At 63.1% G+C, this 13,994-nt stretch carries 17 protein-coding genes; 5 read left to right on the forward strand and 12 right to left on the reverse strand.

Going from position 1 to position 13,994, the window contains the following annotated elements; all coding sequences use genetic code 11:
* The first annotated feature begins 58 nt into the window (after positions 1-58).
* On the forward strand, positions 59-940 hold the full coding sequence (gene yddG / locus QQL76_RS18610; protein ID WP_499208898.1) for a DMT family transporter: 882 nt from the start codon (positions 59-61) through the stop codon (positions 938-940).
* On the opposite strand, the gene QQL76_RS18615 is transcribed toward yddG, so the two are convergent.
* The 3 genes from QQL76_RS18615 to QQL76_RS18625 form a co-directional block, all read right to left on the reverse strand.
* Positions 929-1,411: a cupin domain-containing protein gene (locus QQL76_RS18615; protein WP_499208899.1), complete on the reverse strand. Its 483-nt coding sequence runs from the start codon at positions 1,409-1,411 to the stop codon at positions 929-931. The two genes, yddG and QQL76_RS18615, sit on opposite strands and share 12 nt — an antisense overlap.
* Complete coding sequence (gene gloB / locus QQL76_RS18620; RefSeq protein WP_499208900.1) at positions 1,411-2,181, reverse strand: hydroxyacylglutathione hydrolase; 771 nt, start codon at positions 2,179-2,181, stop codon at positions 1,411-1,413. Before gloB ends, QQL76_RS18615 begins: the two co-directional genes overlap by 1 nt.
* A 111-nt stretch (positions 2,182-2,292) precedes the next feature.
* Positions 2,293-2,727 carry a VOC family protein gene (locus QQL76_RS18625; RefSeq protein ID WP_126012414.1) on the reverse strand — a complete coding sequence of 145 codons (435 nt, stop codon included), beginning with the start codon at positions 2,725-2,727 and terminating at the stop codon, positions 2,293-2,295.
* Positions 2,728-2,935: 208 nt separating this feature from the next.
* On the opposite strand from QQL76_RS18625, the gene QQL76_RS18630 reads away from it, so the two are divergent.
* On the forward strand, positions 2,936-3,727 hold the full coding sequence (locus QQL76_RS18630) for a class I SAM-dependent methyltransferase (protein ID WP_499208901.1): 792 nt from the start codon (positions 2,936-2,938) through the stop codon (positions 3,725-3,727).
* Here QQL76_RS18630 and QQL76_RS18635 read toward each other — a convergent pair.
* From QQL76_RS18635 to metX, 4 genes are all read right to left on the reverse strand, one after another.
* Positions 3,678-4,202: an RES family NAD+ phosphorylase gene (locus tag QQL76_RS18635; RefSeq protein WP_499208902.1), complete on the reverse strand. Its 525-nt coding sequence runs from the start codon at positions 4,200-4,202 to the stop codon at positions 3,678-3,680. The two genes, QQL76_RS18630 and QQL76_RS18635, sit on opposite strands and share 50 nt — an antisense overlap.
* On the reverse strand, positions 4,195-4,560 hold the full coding sequence (locus QQL76_RS18640) for a DUF2384 domain-containing protein (RefSeq protein ID WP_499208903.1): 366 nt from the start codon (positions 4,558-4,560) through the stop codon (positions 4,195-4,197). Before QQL76_RS18640 ends, QQL76_RS18635 begins: the two co-directional genes overlap by 8 nt.
* Before the next feature lie 68 nt (positions 4,561-4,628).
* The gene (gene metW, locus QQL76_RS18645; RefSeq protein ID WP_499208904.1) at positions 4,629-5,243 is read right to left on the reverse strand and encodes a class I SAM-dependent methyltransferase; all 615 of its coding nucleotides are present in this window, start codon (positions 5,241-5,243) and stop codon (positions 4,629-4,631) included.
* Positions 5,240-6,427: a homoserine O-acetyltransferase MetX gene (gene metX, locus QQL76_RS18650; RefSeq protein WP_499208905.1), complete on the reverse strand. Its 1,188-nt coding sequence runs from the start codon at positions 6,425-6,427 to the stop codon at positions 5,240-5,242. The genes metW and metX overlap by 4 nt, the downstream gene beginning before the upstream one ends.
* Before the next feature lie 167 nt (positions 6,428-6,594).
* On the opposite strand from metX, the gene hisC reads away from it, so the two are divergent.
* Both hisC and QQL76_RS18660 read left to right on the forward strand, forming a co-directional pair.
* Positions 6,595-7,695: a histidinol-phosphate transaminase gene (hisC, locus tag QQL76_RS18655; RefSeq protein ID WP_499208984.1), complete on the forward strand. Its 1,101-nt coding sequence runs from the start codon at positions 6,595-6,597 to the stop codon at positions 7,693-7,695.
* A gap of 57 nt (positions 7,696-7,752) precedes the next feature.
* Positions 7,753-8,685, forward strand: coding sequence for a prephenate/arogenate dehydrogenase family protein (locus QQL76_RS18660; protein ID WP_499208906.1), 933 nt, complete (start codon positions 7,753-7,755; stop codon positions 8,683-8,685).
* A gap of 69 nt (positions 8,686-8,754) precedes the next feature.
* Here the strand turns inward: QQL76_RS18660 and QQL76_RS18665 are convergent, their stop codons facing one another.
* Positions 8,755-9,759, reverse strand: coding sequence for a DUF2125 domain-containing protein (locus QQL76_RS18665; RefSeq protein WP_499208907.1), 1,005 nt, complete (start codon positions 9,757-9,759; stop codon positions 8,755-8,757).
* Between the two features lie 50 nt (positions 9,760-9,809).
* On the opposite strand from QQL76_RS18665, the gene QQL76_RS18670 reads away from it, so the two are divergent.
* Complete coding sequence (locus QQL76_RS18670) at positions 9,810-10,388, forward strand: gamma-glutamylcyclotransferase (protein ID WP_499208908.1); 579 nt, start codon at positions 9,810-9,812, stop codon at positions 10,386-10,388.
* On the opposite strand, the gene QQL76_RS18675 is transcribed toward QQL76_RS18670, so the two are convergent.
* The 4 genes from QQL76_RS18675 to ftsE all read right to left on the reverse strand — a co-directional run bounded on the left by QQL76_RS18675 (position 10,313) and on the right by ftsE (position 13,780).
* The gene (locus tag QQL76_RS18675; protein WP_499208909.1) at positions 10,313-11,146 is read right to left on the reverse strand and encodes a lysophospholipid acyltransferase family protein; all 834 of its coding nucleotides are present in this window, start codon (positions 11,144-11,146) and stop codon (positions 10,313-10,315) included. The genes QQL76_RS18670 and QQL76_RS18675 overlap by 76 nt on opposite strands.
* 92 nt (positions 11,147-11,238) lie before the next feature.
* Positions 11,239-12,021 (reverse strand): YdcF family protein, encoded by a 783-nt coding sequence (locus QQL76_RS18680; RefSeq protein WP_499208910.1) that lies wholly within the window; start codon positions 12,019-12,021, stop codon positions 11,239-11,241.
* 87 nt (positions 12,022-12,108) lie between these two features.
* Entirely contained in the window at positions 12,109-13,128 is a 1,020-nt protein-coding gene (locus QQL76_RS18685; protein WP_499208985.1) for a cell division protein FtsX, read from the reverse strand.
* Positions 13,121-13,780 carry a cell division ATP-binding protein FtsE gene (gene ftsE / locus QQL76_RS18690; RefSeq protein ID WP_126012375.1) on the reverse strand — a complete coding sequence of 220 codons (660 nt, stop codon included), beginning with the start codon at positions 13,778-13,780 and terminating at the stop codon, positions 13,121-13,123. The genes QQL76_RS18685 and ftsE overlap by 8 nt, the downstream gene beginning before the upstream one ends.
* Positions 13,781-13,994: the final 214 nt, after the last annotated feature.

Raw genomic sequence — 13,994 nt, forward strand, 5'->3', positions numbered from 1 at the left:
CTTGCCCGATAACGCTTGAGCCATCGGCCCACCGAGAGCGGGCCTCGGGGGCGGACGGGTGAAGGCACAAGCGACGGCGATCGGATTTTCGGCGATCCTCATGTGGTCGCTGCTGGCACTCTTCACCGCGGCATCCGGCGCCGTGCCGCCTTTTCAGCTTTCAGCGATCTGTTTCGCGATCGGCGGCCTGATCGGCCTCGTCTTCCTCATCCGCGATCCAAAGCGGTGGCAGGCCTTCAGGCAGCCATGGCCCGTCTGGGCGCTCGGGATCGGCGGTCTGTTCGGCTATCACTTCCTCTATTTCACGGCCTTGAGAAACGCCCCGGCGGTCGAAGCCGGCCTGATCGCCTATCTCTGGCCGCTCCTCATCGTCGTCGGCTCGGCGATGCTGCCCGGCGAGCGCTTGGGCTGGCATCATCTGGCGGGCTGCGCGGCCGGTCTTGCCGGCACCGTATTGATCATCTCAAGACAGGGCATCGCTTTCGAAGGTGGCTATCTCTTCGGCTACGCCATGGCGTTTCTGTGCGCCTTCACCTGGTCGGCCTATTCGCTTCTGTCGCGCCGCTTCGGGGTGGTGCCGACGGATGTGGTGACGGGGTTCTGCCTTGCGACTGCAGCCCTGTCCCTCATCTGCCACCTCGGCCTGGAGGAGACAGTGTGGCCGCAGACGACGCTGCAATGGCTGGCAGTCGTCGGCCTCGGGCTGATGCCGGTCGGCGGCGCGTTCTATGTGTGGGACTACGGCGTGAAGCACGGCGACATCCAGGTGCTCGGTGCTTCGAGCTACGCCGCACCGCTCCTGTCGACGCTGATCCTGATTGCGGCCGGCTTCGGCGAATTGACCTGGCGCATCGGGATCGCCTGCCTGCTCATCACCGGCGGCGCGGCGCTTGCCGCAAAGGACCTGATCGTCCGCAAACGCCCGGCCTCAACCGCCTGATGAGGGCCGCGGCGTCGGCCGCCAGTTGGGTTCTGCCATCTCGAATTGGTCGAACACGAAGCCTGGTGCCACCGTGCAGCCGACAAGCGTGTATTCGCCAAGCGAACACGCCGTCTGCCACCAGCCTGCCGGCACGACGATCTGCGGGCGCTGCCCCATCAGGATGTCCGGACCGAGCCGATGGCTTTCGGCGTCGTGGCCATTGGGCGAGAGCGTGATGGAGAGCGGCGCGCCGGCATAGAAGTGCCAGACCTCGGCGGCATCCTTGACCCGGTGCCATTCGGAACAGTCGCCTGCTTCGAGCAGATAGTAGATGGCGGTCGAATGGCCCCGCTCGCCGGGAGCGCCATCGCGAAACGTTTCCGAATACCAGCCGCCTTCGGGATGACGCTTCAGCGCAAGCGCCTCGATGATCTGGCGCGCGGTGGCGGGGTAAGGCGTTTCCACCGCATCGAAATCCTGGCCGAACATCAGAAGCGGTCTTTCCGGCGCCGGATTTCGGCAAAGACTTCCGTATCGCTGGCAGTGTCCATGCCGAGCGTGCGGCGGATGCCGGGATCCTGCGGTCTGAGGAAGGGGTTCGTCGCCTTCTCACGACCGATGGTGGTCGGCGCCGTCGGCTTGCCCTCCGCGCGAAGCGCCTCGATCTCTTTCAGGCGATCCGTCAGTTCGGCATTGTCAGGATCGACGGTAACGGCAAAGCGCGCGTTGGAGAGCGTGTATTCGTGCCCGCAATAAACCGCGGTGTCGTCGGGCAGCTCCATGAGCTTTTGCAGTGAGGCCCACATATCCGCCGGGCTTCCTTCGAACAGACGCCCACAGCCAAGCACGAACAGCGTGTCGGCGGCAAAGAGCAGCCTGTCCTCGGGGAAGTGGTAGCAGACATGGCCCATCGTGTGGCCGGGTGTGGCGATGACGTCGACGGGGCGTCCCGCAAAGGTGATCCGGTCACCATCCGTCACGCTCTGGTCGATGCCCGGGATGCGGTCCGCTTCGGCCTCGGGGCCGATGATCGTCGGACCGAACCGCTGTTTGAGATTGATGTTGCCTTCGACATGGTCGGCGTGGCGGTGGGTCGTCAGGATATGCGTCAGCGCCCAGCCATGCTCGTTCAGCTTGATGCGGATCGGCTCTTCTTCCGGCGCATCGATCGAGGCGGTCTCGCCGCTTTCGGGATCGTGGACGAGAACCGCGAAATTATCGTCGCGGCTCATGAACTGGTCGATGATCAAGTGCGCCATGGGCCGTCTGTCCTCGCTTTGCCTGCCGTGAGACCCAATGTGACCATCGGGCCCGCCGGTTCAAGAGGGACAATCAGCCGGTAAGGCAGCGCCGGATCCGTTCGCCGCGCGTCAGGCCGCGATCGCGGACTTGCTCGGCTTCATCTCCAGCGCCTGGTAGATGTTCCAGAGATGACCGAACGGGTCGATGATCGAGCTGGCAATTCCGCCGTGGCTGGAAAGCGTCGGCCGCACCCGCACCGTGGCGCCGGCGATCTCCGCCTTCTCGGTCACGGCCGGCACGTTATCAACGGCCAGCGCCATCAGGCAGGTCGAGGTGCCGACGAAATCGGGCGATTTCGGTCCGCTTGGAATCTCATCGGCATCGCGACGGGGATTTGCGCCGGAAACGCCGAACATCTGCTCGCCGATGCGAAGCTCGAAGGAAAAGGGCGTGCCGCTGCGCAGCCGATGAACATGAATGATGGAAGCACCGAAGGCGCGGACATAGAACGCAGCCGCAATGTCTTCTTCGCCGTGTTTCACGATGAGGATCGGCTTGATCATGAGTGCGGGCTCCTTGGCCTCTGTTGATTCGTTGGTGTTCCCTTCACGGACGGTGATGAGCGCTCATTCGGCCGAAATGTGGCCGGGACCGTGGTAAAGGCGAGGCCAGTTGAAGGCAGAGGCCGCCTTACAGATTGACGAAAGATCATTGGGGGACGCTCGTACCCCGGCATTTCGCATGTAACACCGATACGCTAGGCTCGATCGCATGAACGTCGATATCGTGGATCTGCGCCAGTTCTATCATTCTCGCCTGGGGCTGGCGGCCGAGCAGGCGATCGGCATGGCGTTGTCAGCGATCTGGCAGCCGATCGCCAATGAGCGCCTGATGGGGCTCGGCTATGCACTGCCCTATCTCGACCGCTTTCGAACCGACACAGAACGCAGTTTCGCGTTCATGACGGCCGGGCAGGGAGCCGTCAGCTGGCCGGCGGGCGAGCCGTCTTCTGCCGCTCTGGTATTTGACGAGGAACTGCCGCTGCCGGATGCTGCGCTTGACCGGATCCTCATGGTCCACTCGCTTGAATTCGCTGAAAACCCCCGCGAAACGCTAAAGGAGATGTGGCGCGTTTTGGCGCCCGCCGGCCGGCTGGTCATCGTGGTGCCAAACCGCCGGGGCATCTGGGCTCGCTTCGACAACACGCCCTTCGGTGCGGGGAGACCCTATTCGCGCGGACAGCTGACGCGGCTTCTGCGCGAAACCAACTTCACCCCGGGCGCATCGGGCGAGGCGCTGTTCTTTCCACCGTCCAAGCGCCGCTCGATCCTTCGGCTGCGCAACCTCATGGAGCGGATCGGTCGCAAAGCGTGGCCCGTGTTCTCCGGCGTCATCGTGGTGGAAGCCCAGAAGCGGCTCTACCAGGGCCTGCCAGTCACCACCCGCGCCTCCCGCCGCGTCTTCGTTCCAGTGCTCGCGCCACAGGGCATCCGCGCCGGCCGCATCGCGGACATCAAAGCCAAGATGCCGGCGACAGGGGAAGCCGTCGTTCTGGATCGATGACTTCCAGTTTGGCTGGTCCGGTTTCGTTCCAGGCCCAGAGTGCCATGCATCGGCCGCCGCGTGACATGAAGGATGGGTAGATCACGCCGTCGTACCCGGCCGCCAAAATAGCGCGCCTCACTGCATACGCAGTCGGCTCTTCGCCACGGTCAACGAGAGCGCGCCACTCCTCCTCGTGGATGTCGTGGGGAATGCCGAAGCGTTCGAGAACCGCTTCGTCGCTTAAATCGGCAATGGCTGCGTTGGAAAGGCGCAAAAGCGCTAACAGAGCGGGATGCTGCGTCAGGCCCTGATTGTACTCGGACCATGCTGTCGACAACTCGAGCGCAGCATAGATTGTTGAAGCGCCGACAGGGTTCCATCGACCGCCGAAATGGCTAGCCCCGGCTCCGGAAAGCGGTGCATGGGCCCATCGTGGGACATAGGCTCGAAAGAGTTCGAAAGAATGTCGGGGTGGAACTGCCGCTTTAGGCATAGACGCCTGAACGCACCGCTTCCAGATAGGAGAGCACCTTGTCCGCTTTGCCTTCAGTTGCAAGATCGAATGCAGTCTTGCCACCCCAACCGGGGATTGGTTGATGCTTGAACCAGACGACTGCGCGCTCTTCGGATCCCGCCATTTCGGACGCCATGGCGAGAATGCGGACCAGCGGGCTGAGGGCTTGGTCGACTTTCTTGGCTCCCGATTTTGCCGTCAGCGTGTTGCGGGCGACACCTGCCAGCTTCGCCAACTCCGACAGGGTGACACCGAGGTGCTCCGCAACACGCCGCGCAGACAGAAAAGCGCCGTCGGCAAATGTCGCTGCATTGATATCGAGGGCCGCGTTGGACATGACAATTCTTTGCGCCGTTTGAGCGATCATCGATCATATTAGGCTCAAACAATGCCCAATTCAAGCAGTCATCGCCTCAGCAGAAACACTGCCTGCTGGCCGAAGAGATTCCAGAGCGACCACGGCATGCTGACGGCGAGTTTCTGGCCGGCGCCGTTGAGGGCTTCGGCGCGGTCTATCGTGGCGCCGACTTCCTTTGTCAGGGAGACGAAGTCGCGCATCGTGCAGAAGTGGATGTTGGGCGTGTCGTACCAGGAATAAGGCAGGTCCCGCGTGACCGGCATGCGCCCTTTGAACATGAGCGAAGCTCGAACCCGCCAATAGCCGAAGTTCGGAAAGGAGACGATCGCGTGGCGGCCGATGCGCAGCAATTCGTCGAGCACGATTTTCGGATTGTGCGTCGCCTGGATCGTCTGAGACAGGATCACGTAGTCGAAGCTCTGGTCCGGATAGTGCACGAGATCATGGTCGGCATCGCCCTGGATGACGGAGAGGCCACGCGCCACACATTCGTTCACCCCGCGCTGCGAGAGCTCGATGCCGCGTCCGTCGATGTTGCGACGCTCCTGTAGGATTTCCAGCAGCGTGCCGTCGCCCGAGCCGATGTCGAGCACGCGCGCGCCGTCGGCGACGAGGCTGGCGATGACCTCGAAATCGATGCGGTTCGTGGAATTGACCGTCATTGCGCAAGGCCCCGCGATTTGGCGGCCGACATGATGAAGCCGTTGATTGTCGCCGTCATGACCGGTTCGTCGAGGAGGAAGGCGTCATGGCCCTTGTCGCTCTCCACCTCCACAAAGGACACGGATGCGCCGGTGGCGTTCAGCGCATGCACGATCGCCCGGTTCTCGAAGGTGGGAAACAGCCAGTCACTGGTGAACGACACGAGGCAGAAGCGCGTGCGCGTTCCGCGGAAAGCTTCGGCGAGCTGGCCTTCATGGTCTGCGGCGAGGTCGAAATAATCCATCGCACGCGTCATGTAGAGATAGGAATTGGCGTCGAAGCGGTCGACGAAGGTCAGCCCCTGGTGGCGCAGATAGCTTTCGATCTGGAAATCCGCATCGAAGCCGAAGCTCGGCGCATCGCGGTCCTGCAGGTTGCGGCCGAACTTGCGGTGCAGCGCCGCCTCGGAGAGATAGGTGACATGCGCTGCCATGCGCGCGACGGCGAGGCCTTTCGACGGACGTGTGCCTTTCTCGAGATAACGCCCTTGCTGCCATTCCGGATCGGCGATCACCGCCTGGCGGCCGACTTCGTGAAACGCGATGTTTTGAGATGTATGCCGCGCACCGGTCGCAAGCGCGATCGCGGTGTGCACGCGTTCCGGATAGCTGGACGCCCATTGCAGCACCTGCATGCCGCCCATCGAGCCGCCGATCACCGAAAACAGCCGGTCGATGCCGAAATGATCGACCAGCATCGCCTGTGCCCGCACCATGTCGCGGATCGTGATGACGGGAAGATCGAGTGCAAATGGCTTGCCGGTTGCGGGATTGGGCGATGCCGGGCCCGTCGAGCCCATGCATCCGCCAATCACGTTGGAGCAGATGACGAAGAAGCGGTCGGTGTCCACGGGCTTGCCGGGCCCGATCAGATTTTCCCACCAGCCGGGTTTGCCAGTCACTGGATTGGTGCTGGCACAATGCTGGTCGCCCGTCAGGGCGTGGCAGATGAGGATCGCGTTCGACTTGTCGGCGTTCAGCGTGCCGTAGGTGCGGTAGGCGATCTGGAAGGGCGAAAGCAGCGTTCCGGCATCGAGCTGCAGCGGCTTGTCGGCGCCAAACCGCAGCACGTCGCTGGACGGATTGACGGCTTCCGAGCCGGCATTGGTCGTCAGACTTTCGAGCGGTTCGCTGGCCACGGTCATTCGTCCCAAATCTTCATTCCGCACGTCGCGCGGCGAGGTGAGGTAGGGTTGCGAACCACCGGGTGTCAATCCCCGCGGCTCTTGGCACTCTCGACTTTTGCGTGGGGGGAAGCTATGGCAGCCGGGTTTCCATCGCCCTCGAAGACTTGAGCGCCAGACCCATGACCATGCAATTCGCCAAGGATGCCCCGATCCCGAATCCCGGTGTGATGGACATCGCTGCCTATGTGCCGGGCAAGGAGAGCGCGCCGGGCGTGGCGAAGGTCTACAAGCTGTCGTCCAACGAGACGCCGCTCGGGCCGAGCCCGAAGGTGCGCGAGGCGCTGGAAAACGTGCTGCAGCACCTGGAAATCTACCCGGACGGCTCGGCAACGAAGCTGCGCGACGCCATTGCCGAAGTGCACGGCCTAAACCCGGCCAACATTCTCTGCAGCAACGGCTCCGACGAACTGCTCGGCCTCCTCTGCCAGACTTATCTCGGCGCCGGCGACGAAGGCATTTTCACCGAGCACGGCTTCCTGGTTTACAAGATCCAGATCATGGCGGCAGGCGCCACGCCCGTGATCGCCCCCGAAACCGGCCTCAAGGCTGATGTGGATGCGATCCTCGAAGGCGTGACCGAACGCACGAAGATCGTGTTCCTGGCCAATCCCAACAACCCGACGGGCACCTACATGCCGGCCGACGAAGTGCGCCGCCTGCATGCTGGGCTGCCGCCACACGTCGTCCTGGTTCTGGACGCGGCCTATGCGGAATATGTGCGCCGCAATGATTACGAATCCGGCATCGAGCTCGTGTCGGCCAACCGCAATGTCGTGATGACGCGCACCTTTTCGAAGATCTATGGCCTGGCTGCGCTGCGCATCGGCTGGATGTACGCGCCGGCTGCGATCGTCGATGCGGTCAACCGGGTGCGCGGGCCGTTCAACGTCAATGCCGCTGCGATCGCTGCCGGTGCGGCGGCGATCCGCGACCGCGCGCTGGTCGATCGCGCGATTGCTCACAATGACGAATGGCTGCGCCGCGTGAGCGATGCGCTGACCGAGCTCGGCCTCGAGGTCACACCTTCGGTCGGCAACTTCGTGCTGATTCATTTCCCGAAGGACGGCCCGCACACGGCGGAAGCGGCCGACGCCTATCTGACGGCGCGTGGTTATATTCTCAGGCGCGTCGCGGGCTACGGCCTCCCAGATGCGCTGCGTATGACCATCGGAAGCGCCGAAGCCAACGAGGGCGTTCTCAACACCCTGAAGGAATTTCTGAGATAGCGTCTCGCCCGGCGCGCGCAAGCGTCACGCCGCGACGACGCGGAATTGAATGAGACAATGGAACATACGAAGTTCGAAAAAATCGCGCTGATCGGCATTGGCCTGATCGGCTCCTCGCTCGCACGCGTGATCCGCCGCAATGACCTTGCCGATCATATCGTGGTTGCCACGCGCTCGGCCGAAACGCTGAGCGACGCACAGGCTCTCGGTCTTGGCGACAGCTACACGACCTCGAATGCCGAAGCGGTCGCCGACGCCGATCTCGTCATCGTCTCCGTCCCGGTCGGCTCGTCTGCCGCAGTCGCCGAAGACATCGCGGCCCATCTGAAACCGGGCGCAATCGTCACCGATGTCGGCTCGACCAAGGCGTCGGTCATCGAGCAGATGCGCCCGCATATGCCGGTGGGCGTTCACTTCATCCCCGGCCATCCCATCGCCGGCACCGAACGCTCCGGTCCCTCGGCCGGCTTTGCGGAGCTGTTCGAAGGCCGCTGGTGCATCCTGACGCCGCTCGAAGGCACCGATCCGGACGCGCTCGAGCGGCTCACGCGCTTCTGGCAGGCTTGTGGCTCCACCGTCGAAGCCATGGATCCGGCCCATCACGACATGGTGCTCGCCATAGTGTCCCACCTGCCGCACATCATCGCCTACAACATCGTCGGCACGGCCGACGATCTGGAAGCAGTGACGAAGTCGGAGGTCATCAAGTACTCCGCGTCTGGTTTTCGCGACTTCACGCGTCTTGCTGCGTCCGATCCAACCATGTGGCGCGACGTCTGCCTGCACAATCGCGATGCGATCCTGGAAATGCTGTCGCGCTTTTCTGAGGATCTTGCATCGCTGCAGCGGGCGATCCGTTGGGGCGATGGCGACAAGCTGTTCGATCTGTTCAGCCGCACGCGTGCCGTGCGCCGATCGATCGTGGAAGCTGGCCAGGACGTGGATGCCGTAGATTTTGGCCGCCAGGCGACCCGCGCGCCGGGTGAGTGACGCGGTCTAGAGCGTTTCCAGGTGAAGTGGACACCGGTTCACCGTCGGAAACGCGACCAATCAAGAATGTTAGATGGGCGGGATGCGACCGATCGGAATGATACCGAGGGCCACCCGCCCGTCGCTCACCTGAAGCGTGACGCTGACGGTGTCGCCGCCGCCACCGAAGGCACGCAGGAAGCCCGTTGCGGTTTCAATCGTGCCTTCGGCACCCGGCATCTGAGCGGCAATCAGCGCCTGCCAGTCTGACAGCCGCTCGATCCTCAGATCGAACGCGCCGCTGATCAGCCCATTCTCTGCAATCTCGAATGGACCGTTGAGCACCGCGCGCCCGCCGCCGTCAATGGCCGCTGTCGCGTTGGTCAACTGACCGGATGTGCCACGCAGTTCTTCGCTTGCCAAACGCCGGCCGGCGAGGAAGTCCGCCCCGTTGCTGAAGATCGCTTCGGCGACGACGTCGAAGGAGGGCAGGTTCGCAGGCGCGACAAGCCCGCCGAGACGCGCGCCTTCCAGCATGAATGCCAATTCGAGATCTTCGCCATTTCGCCGCGTATGAAGCTGCAGCGTGTTGGCGGTCGCATCGATTGCACCACCCTCGATCTGCGCGACCACGGCGTTGCCCTGCAGGGATGCGCGTGACAGGCCGGCGGTTCCAAAGACGGTGCTCGATTGCAGCGCCTGCCAGTCGAGCGCAAGGCTCGCACCGTTGGCGAGAACGGCGCGCACGGGCGCTTCGAGTTCGGATACCACGTGATTTGGCCGGTAGATCTGCGCAGCCGAGCGGAATGCGGCCGTCGTCACGCTGAGGTCGCCATTGCTCGGATCGGAAGCGCTGATGCCGTCGCAGAAGACGCCGAGCCTGAACGGATAGCCGCGCACGGCGAGATTATCGCATTCAAGCGTAACGCCATCTTCGGAAAGGCTGGCGATCAGGCCTTCGACGCGTGCTGCGAGCTGACCTGCGAGATAGTACCAGCCGGCCGAATAGATGCCGATGCCGACGACTGCGAACATCGCGAGCAGAACGATCTTCGTGGACGGACGCATCCCGCGCTTGGCGCTTGACCTCTCCACACCTATCTCCAATTCTCGCGTTTTTTCAGAAGGAAGCCTTCGGCGGCGATATGGACGAATTTTGGGTGTTTGGCTACGGCTCGCTGATGTGGCGGCCGGGCTTCGACTTTATCGACGCAAGCCATGCGCGGCTCTTCGGTTACCACCGCGCACTCTGCGTGAAATCCCATGTGCATCGCGGAACGCCCGAGCGACCGGGTCTCGTGCTCGGTCTCGACCGCGGCGGGTCTTGCCGCGGGATCGCCTTTTCCGTGGCCGGAGAGAAGGCCGACCAGGTGCTCGACTATCTGCGTTCACGCGAACTCGTGACCCACGTCTACAAGGAGCGCCGTGTGCCGATCGAACTGCGCTCCGGCCGGCGCGTTCACGCGGTCGCCTATGTGGTCGACCGCGCCCATGTGCAATATGCGGGTGATCTCTCGTCCGGCGAGGCGGCGTCGATCGTCCGTGGCGCCGTCGGCCAATCGGGGCCCAACGAGGATTACGTGATCAACACCGTCAACCATCTGCGGCAAATGCAGATTTCCGATCACTGGCTCGAGCAGGTAGCCCGTCAGATCGCCGATCCGGAAGGCGGCATGGGCGGCAGCGACGACGGCACAGGCGCTCCGGACGTCAGCTCCAGATAGCGCTTAGCTGCGGTGGGCGGCAGCGGCAGATGCGGGTTCGCCTCGATCGTCTCGACGAGCAGCCGGTCGCTTTCCGTCTCCATCACGTCGATGAGTTTTTGCAGAAACACGTCCGGATCGAGCCCGGGTGGGATCGGCGGCAGGATGCGGACCTTGAAGTGCCCTGGAAAGCGCAGGAACTTGCGGCGCGGCCAGAAGAGACCCGGATGCATGACAACCGGTACGACCGGCACGCCGACGCTGCCATAGAGGCGCGCGATGCCGTATTTGTAGTCGGGCTCGGCACCGGGCGGCCGGCGTGTGCCTTCGGGGTAAATGATCAGCTGCCGGCCCTTGGCCATCTCCTCGCGCGTTCGGTCGAGAACGGCCGCCATGACCTTGCCGCGCGCGCCGCGATTGACCGGGATCATCCGCATCTTGCCGACATACCAGCCGAAGAGCGGGATCCACATCAGCTCGCGCTTCAGGATGTAGACGGCGTCACGCACCCAGGGCAGCAGCGCATAGGCGTCCCAGAACGACTGGTGCTTCGGTGCGAGAATGTAGCCGCCGTCCGGGATGTTCTCGAGACCCTCGATGGTGAAGCGCGTGCCGACGATCTTTTCCAAGAGCCAGTGGTTGGACCGCACCCAGTTCTTCGGCACCGACCAGGCGTTCTCGTGCGACGCCAGGAAGTAATAGGGCGACAGCACGATCATGCGCAGGATGAGATTGAGATAGAAGGCGGTGTTGAAGAGGACGGAGCGCAGGACAATCATGCCGGGCGAGGGTCTTTCTCACGAGAGCAGTCGACGAGGTTCATGGCCATCTACACCATGAGGTCGCCTGCGCCTACCAAAGATGCGCAGTGTCAGTGAGCGGCTGCACCGGCGCTGACGATGCCGTCGTTCGAGAAGTCGGCGCCCGCCTGGTCGGTACGAAGGCCGGTTGCCGTCTTGGTGCCGGCCGTGGCGCGTGCCCATGCCCACGCATATTTGGCGTATTCGCTGATCATCACCCGCATCACTTCGGGCTTAAAGAGCCAGTCCTCGCCGCGCAGATCGGCGAGCGTCACGGGATAGACGTCGAAGGCAGTCTTGGGGTCGGCACGCCGCAGCTCCAGAAGGCTGCGCGGCACATGGTAGTTGCTGGTCACGATGAGAACGCGGGAAAAGCCGTGTTCCGCAATCCAGCGAGCGGTCTCGTTGGCGTTGCCGATCGTGTCGATCGCGTCGTAGCCGATGTCGACGCAGCAATCGAAAAGCTCGTCCGATCCTGCCGTCATGTTCTTCAGCGTCGCACCGCTCGTTCGCGGATTGACGCCGGAGATCAACATGCGCTTGCCGACGCCACCGTTGAAAAGCGACACGCCGTGATCGATGCGCTGCGACCCGCCGGTCAACACCACGATCGCATCGGTCGAATCGATCTGCTCGGGCGGCCGGAGGGACGCGACCTGTTCCGCGAACTGCAGAAAGCCGCCGACGGAGAGCACCGCAACGGCAAAAAGGACGAAAAGCACGAGCGATACCGACCGCCGTGCCCATCTGTCCGCCCTGCCCCTTGCGCGAACCGGTGTCTCCTGAGGGTGGTCCCTGGGTGGCGCCGTATCGTGTGCGGGAGGCGTCGTCCCATTCGTCGACACTTCCACCATGATCAAAGAATTATCCGCAGATTGGGGCAAGGGCTAGACGCGAACGCGAAGTTTGACACCGATCGTGTCGGAAACCGCACAAGACGCCTATTCCATTCTCGATGGATCGGAGCGCACGACGTCGATTTCGCGGATCGTTCGGATGACGGTGAGCCGCGTGGTCAGCGCCGTCAGAAGACCGATGACGGCGATGATCGCCAGAATTCCGAGATAGCCACGAAAGCCGATCCTGAATGCGCCGAAGAGCGCCATGGCCTGATCGCTCTCCGGTGTGGCAGCGGCAAACCCGGTCCAGACATTGGCCGCGGCGAAGGTGAGCGCAGCCGCAATGCCGCCTGCTACGGCTCCTTTGATCCCGATCAGGAGAAAATGATTCTGGAATTGCCGGGCGACGAAAGGCGCCTCGGCTCCGACGAAATGCAGCACCTCGACGATATGCCGGTTGCCTGTCAGCGCACCGCGCGTGGCAAAGATCACCGTCAGCACCGTCGCAGTGAAGACGAGGCTGAGCACGAAGATGCCGATGATCACGGTGGTGCGCGCCATGGCGACGAGCCGGTCTACCCAGGTGCGATGATCGTCGAGAAACGCTTCCGGCACCGTTTCGGCAAGCCGCGCGCGCATGGCAGCGAAATCCGGCGGGTTGTTCTCGTCGATGGTCACGATGACGAGGCGCGGCACAGGCAATTCGTCCAGATCGGCATTCTGGCCGAGCCAGGGTTCGAGCAGCCGTGCCGTTTCCGTGTCGCCCACGATCGATGCGGAGCTGGCGCCGGTGATCGAAAGCGCGGTGTCGCGCGCACGTTCGAGCGCGGCCTGCATGTCGAGGCCATCTTCCGGCTTGATCTGGATGGTGATCTCACGCGAAATCTGGCTTTGCCAGCTGGACGCGGAATCCGACACCATGGAGACCGCGCCGAGCGTCAGGCAGGCGAGAAACGCCATGATCGCGATCACGACGGAAAGCGCGTTGGCCGAAACATTGGCCGGCGGCACGATCGGTGCCATAGGGCGCACCTGAAGCTGCGGCTTCGGCGGCTGCTTCTCCCGCTCAGGGTCCGGCCTGGCTGGGCGGGCCGGCGCTGGTTTGCGCGTGCGCTCAGTCATAGATGTCAAGCCGCCCTTCCGACAGGATCATGCGGCGCGCGTCCACCTGCTCCATCAGCGACAGGTCGTGGGTTGCGATGACGACGGCCGTTCCCAGCCGGTTGAGTTCCATGAAGAGGCGCAGCAGCCGCAAAGCCATCGGAGGGTCGACGTTGCCCGTCGGCTCGTCGGCAAGCAGAAGCTGTGGCTGGTCGATGATGGCGCGCGCGATTGCCACGCGCTGCTTCTCGCCGCCCGACAGCACCGCCGGAAGAACATTGATCCGATCGCCAAGGCCGACCCAATTCAGAAGCTCCAGCACATCGCGCCGGTAGCTGGATTCCTCCTTGCCGCGCACTCTGAGCGGCAAAGCGACATTTTCGAAGGTCGTCAGATGATCGAGCAGGCGGAAGTCCTGGAAGACGATACCGATTCGCCGCCGCAGGAGCGGCAGTTCGTCGCGGGGAATCGTCGCGATGTCCCGATTGAAGACATTGATTAGTCCGCGCGTCGGCTGCAGGGACATGAACAACAGGCGCAACAACGTCGTCTTGCCGGCGCCCGAAGGCCCCGTCAGGAACTGGAACGACCGCTTCGGAATGTCGAAGGTCAGGTCGCGCAGGATTTCCGGACCCATGCCGTAGCGAAGTCCGACATTTTCAAATCGAATCAATGCCTGCTATCCTCAATCACGCCGATTCAGGTGATGATTGCGTGTGCGGAGGGTTATCGCGATATGCGCTTCGCTGCAATTCGCATGACGTTGGCTCGGATGTTAGGCAAAAGTTAACCAGTCTGCTTCACGATTTGCCAACTGTTTTCCCCGATAGCCGCGGCCCTGGGCACTGATGCCCGGACATCGCGGCAGGGCGACCATGTCCGGTCCT

This window comes from Rhizobium albus, from assembly GCA_030160035.1.
Classification (GTDB): Bacteria; Pseudomonadota; Alphaproteobacteria; order Rhizobiales; family Rhizobiaceae; genus Georhizobium; species Georhizobium albus.

What these genes read in the sequence shown, in the direction of transcription:
- QQL76_RS18615 (WP_499208899.1), bottom strand. Translation starts at nt 1,411, where the DNA reads ATGTTCGGCCAGGATTTCGATGCGGTGGAAACGCCTTACCCCGCCACC.
- gloB (WP_499208900.1), bottom strand. Translation starts at nt 2,181, where the DNA reads ATGGCGCACTTGATCATCGACCAGTTCATGAGCCGCGACGATAATTTC.
- QQL76_RS18625 (WP_126012414.1), bottom strand. Translation starts at nt 2,727, where the DNA reads ATGATCAAGCCGATCCTCATCGTGAAACACGGCGAAGAAGACATTGCG.
- QQL76_RS18630 (WP_499208901.1), top strand. Translation starts at nt 2,936, where the DNA reads ATGAACGTCGATATCGTGGATCTGCGCCAGTTCTATCATTCTCGCCTG.
- QQL76_RS18635 (WP_499208902.1), bottom strand. Translation starts at nt 4,202, where the DNA reads ATGCCTAAAGCGGCAGTTCCACCCCGACATTCTTTCGAACTCTTTCGA.
- QQL76_RS18640 (WP_499208903.1), bottom strand. Translation starts at nt 4,560, where the DNA reads ATGTCCAACGCGGCCCTCGATATCAATGCAGCGACATTTGCCGACGGC.
- metW (WP_499208904.1), bottom strand. Translation starts at nt 5,243, where the DNA reads ATGACGGTCAATTCCACGAACCGCATCGATTTCGAGGTCATCGCCAGC.
- metX (WP_499208905.1), bottom strand. Translation starts at nt 6,427, where the DNA reads ATGACCGTGGCCAGCGAACCGCTCGAAAGTCTGACGACCAATGCCGGC.
- hisC (WP_499208984.1), top strand. Translation starts at nt 6,595, where the DNA reads ATGCAATTCGCCAAGGATGCCCCGATCCCGAATCCCGGTGTGATGGAC.
- QQL76_RS18660 (WP_499208906.1), top strand. Translation starts at nt 7,753, where the DNA reads ATGGAACATACGAAGTTCGAAAAAATCGCGCTGATCGGCATTGGCCTG.
- QQL76_RS18670 (WP_499208908.1), top strand. Translation starts at nt 9,810, where the DNA reads ATGGACGAATTTTGGGTGTTTGGCTACGGCTCGCTGATGTGGCGGCCG.
- QQL76_RS18675 (WP_499208909.1), bottom strand. Translation starts at nt 11,146, where the DNA reads ATGATTGTCCTGCGCTCCGTCCTCTTCAACACCGCCTTCTATCTCAAT.
- QQL76_RS18680 (WP_499208910.1), bottom strand. Translation starts at nt 12,021, where the DNA reads ATGGTGGAAGTGTCGACGAATGGGACGACGCCTCCCGCACACGATACG.
- QQL76_RS18685 (WP_499208985.1), bottom strand. Translation starts at nt 13,128, where the DNA reads ATGACTGAGCGCACGCGCAAACCAGCGCCGGCCCGCCCAGCCAGGCCG.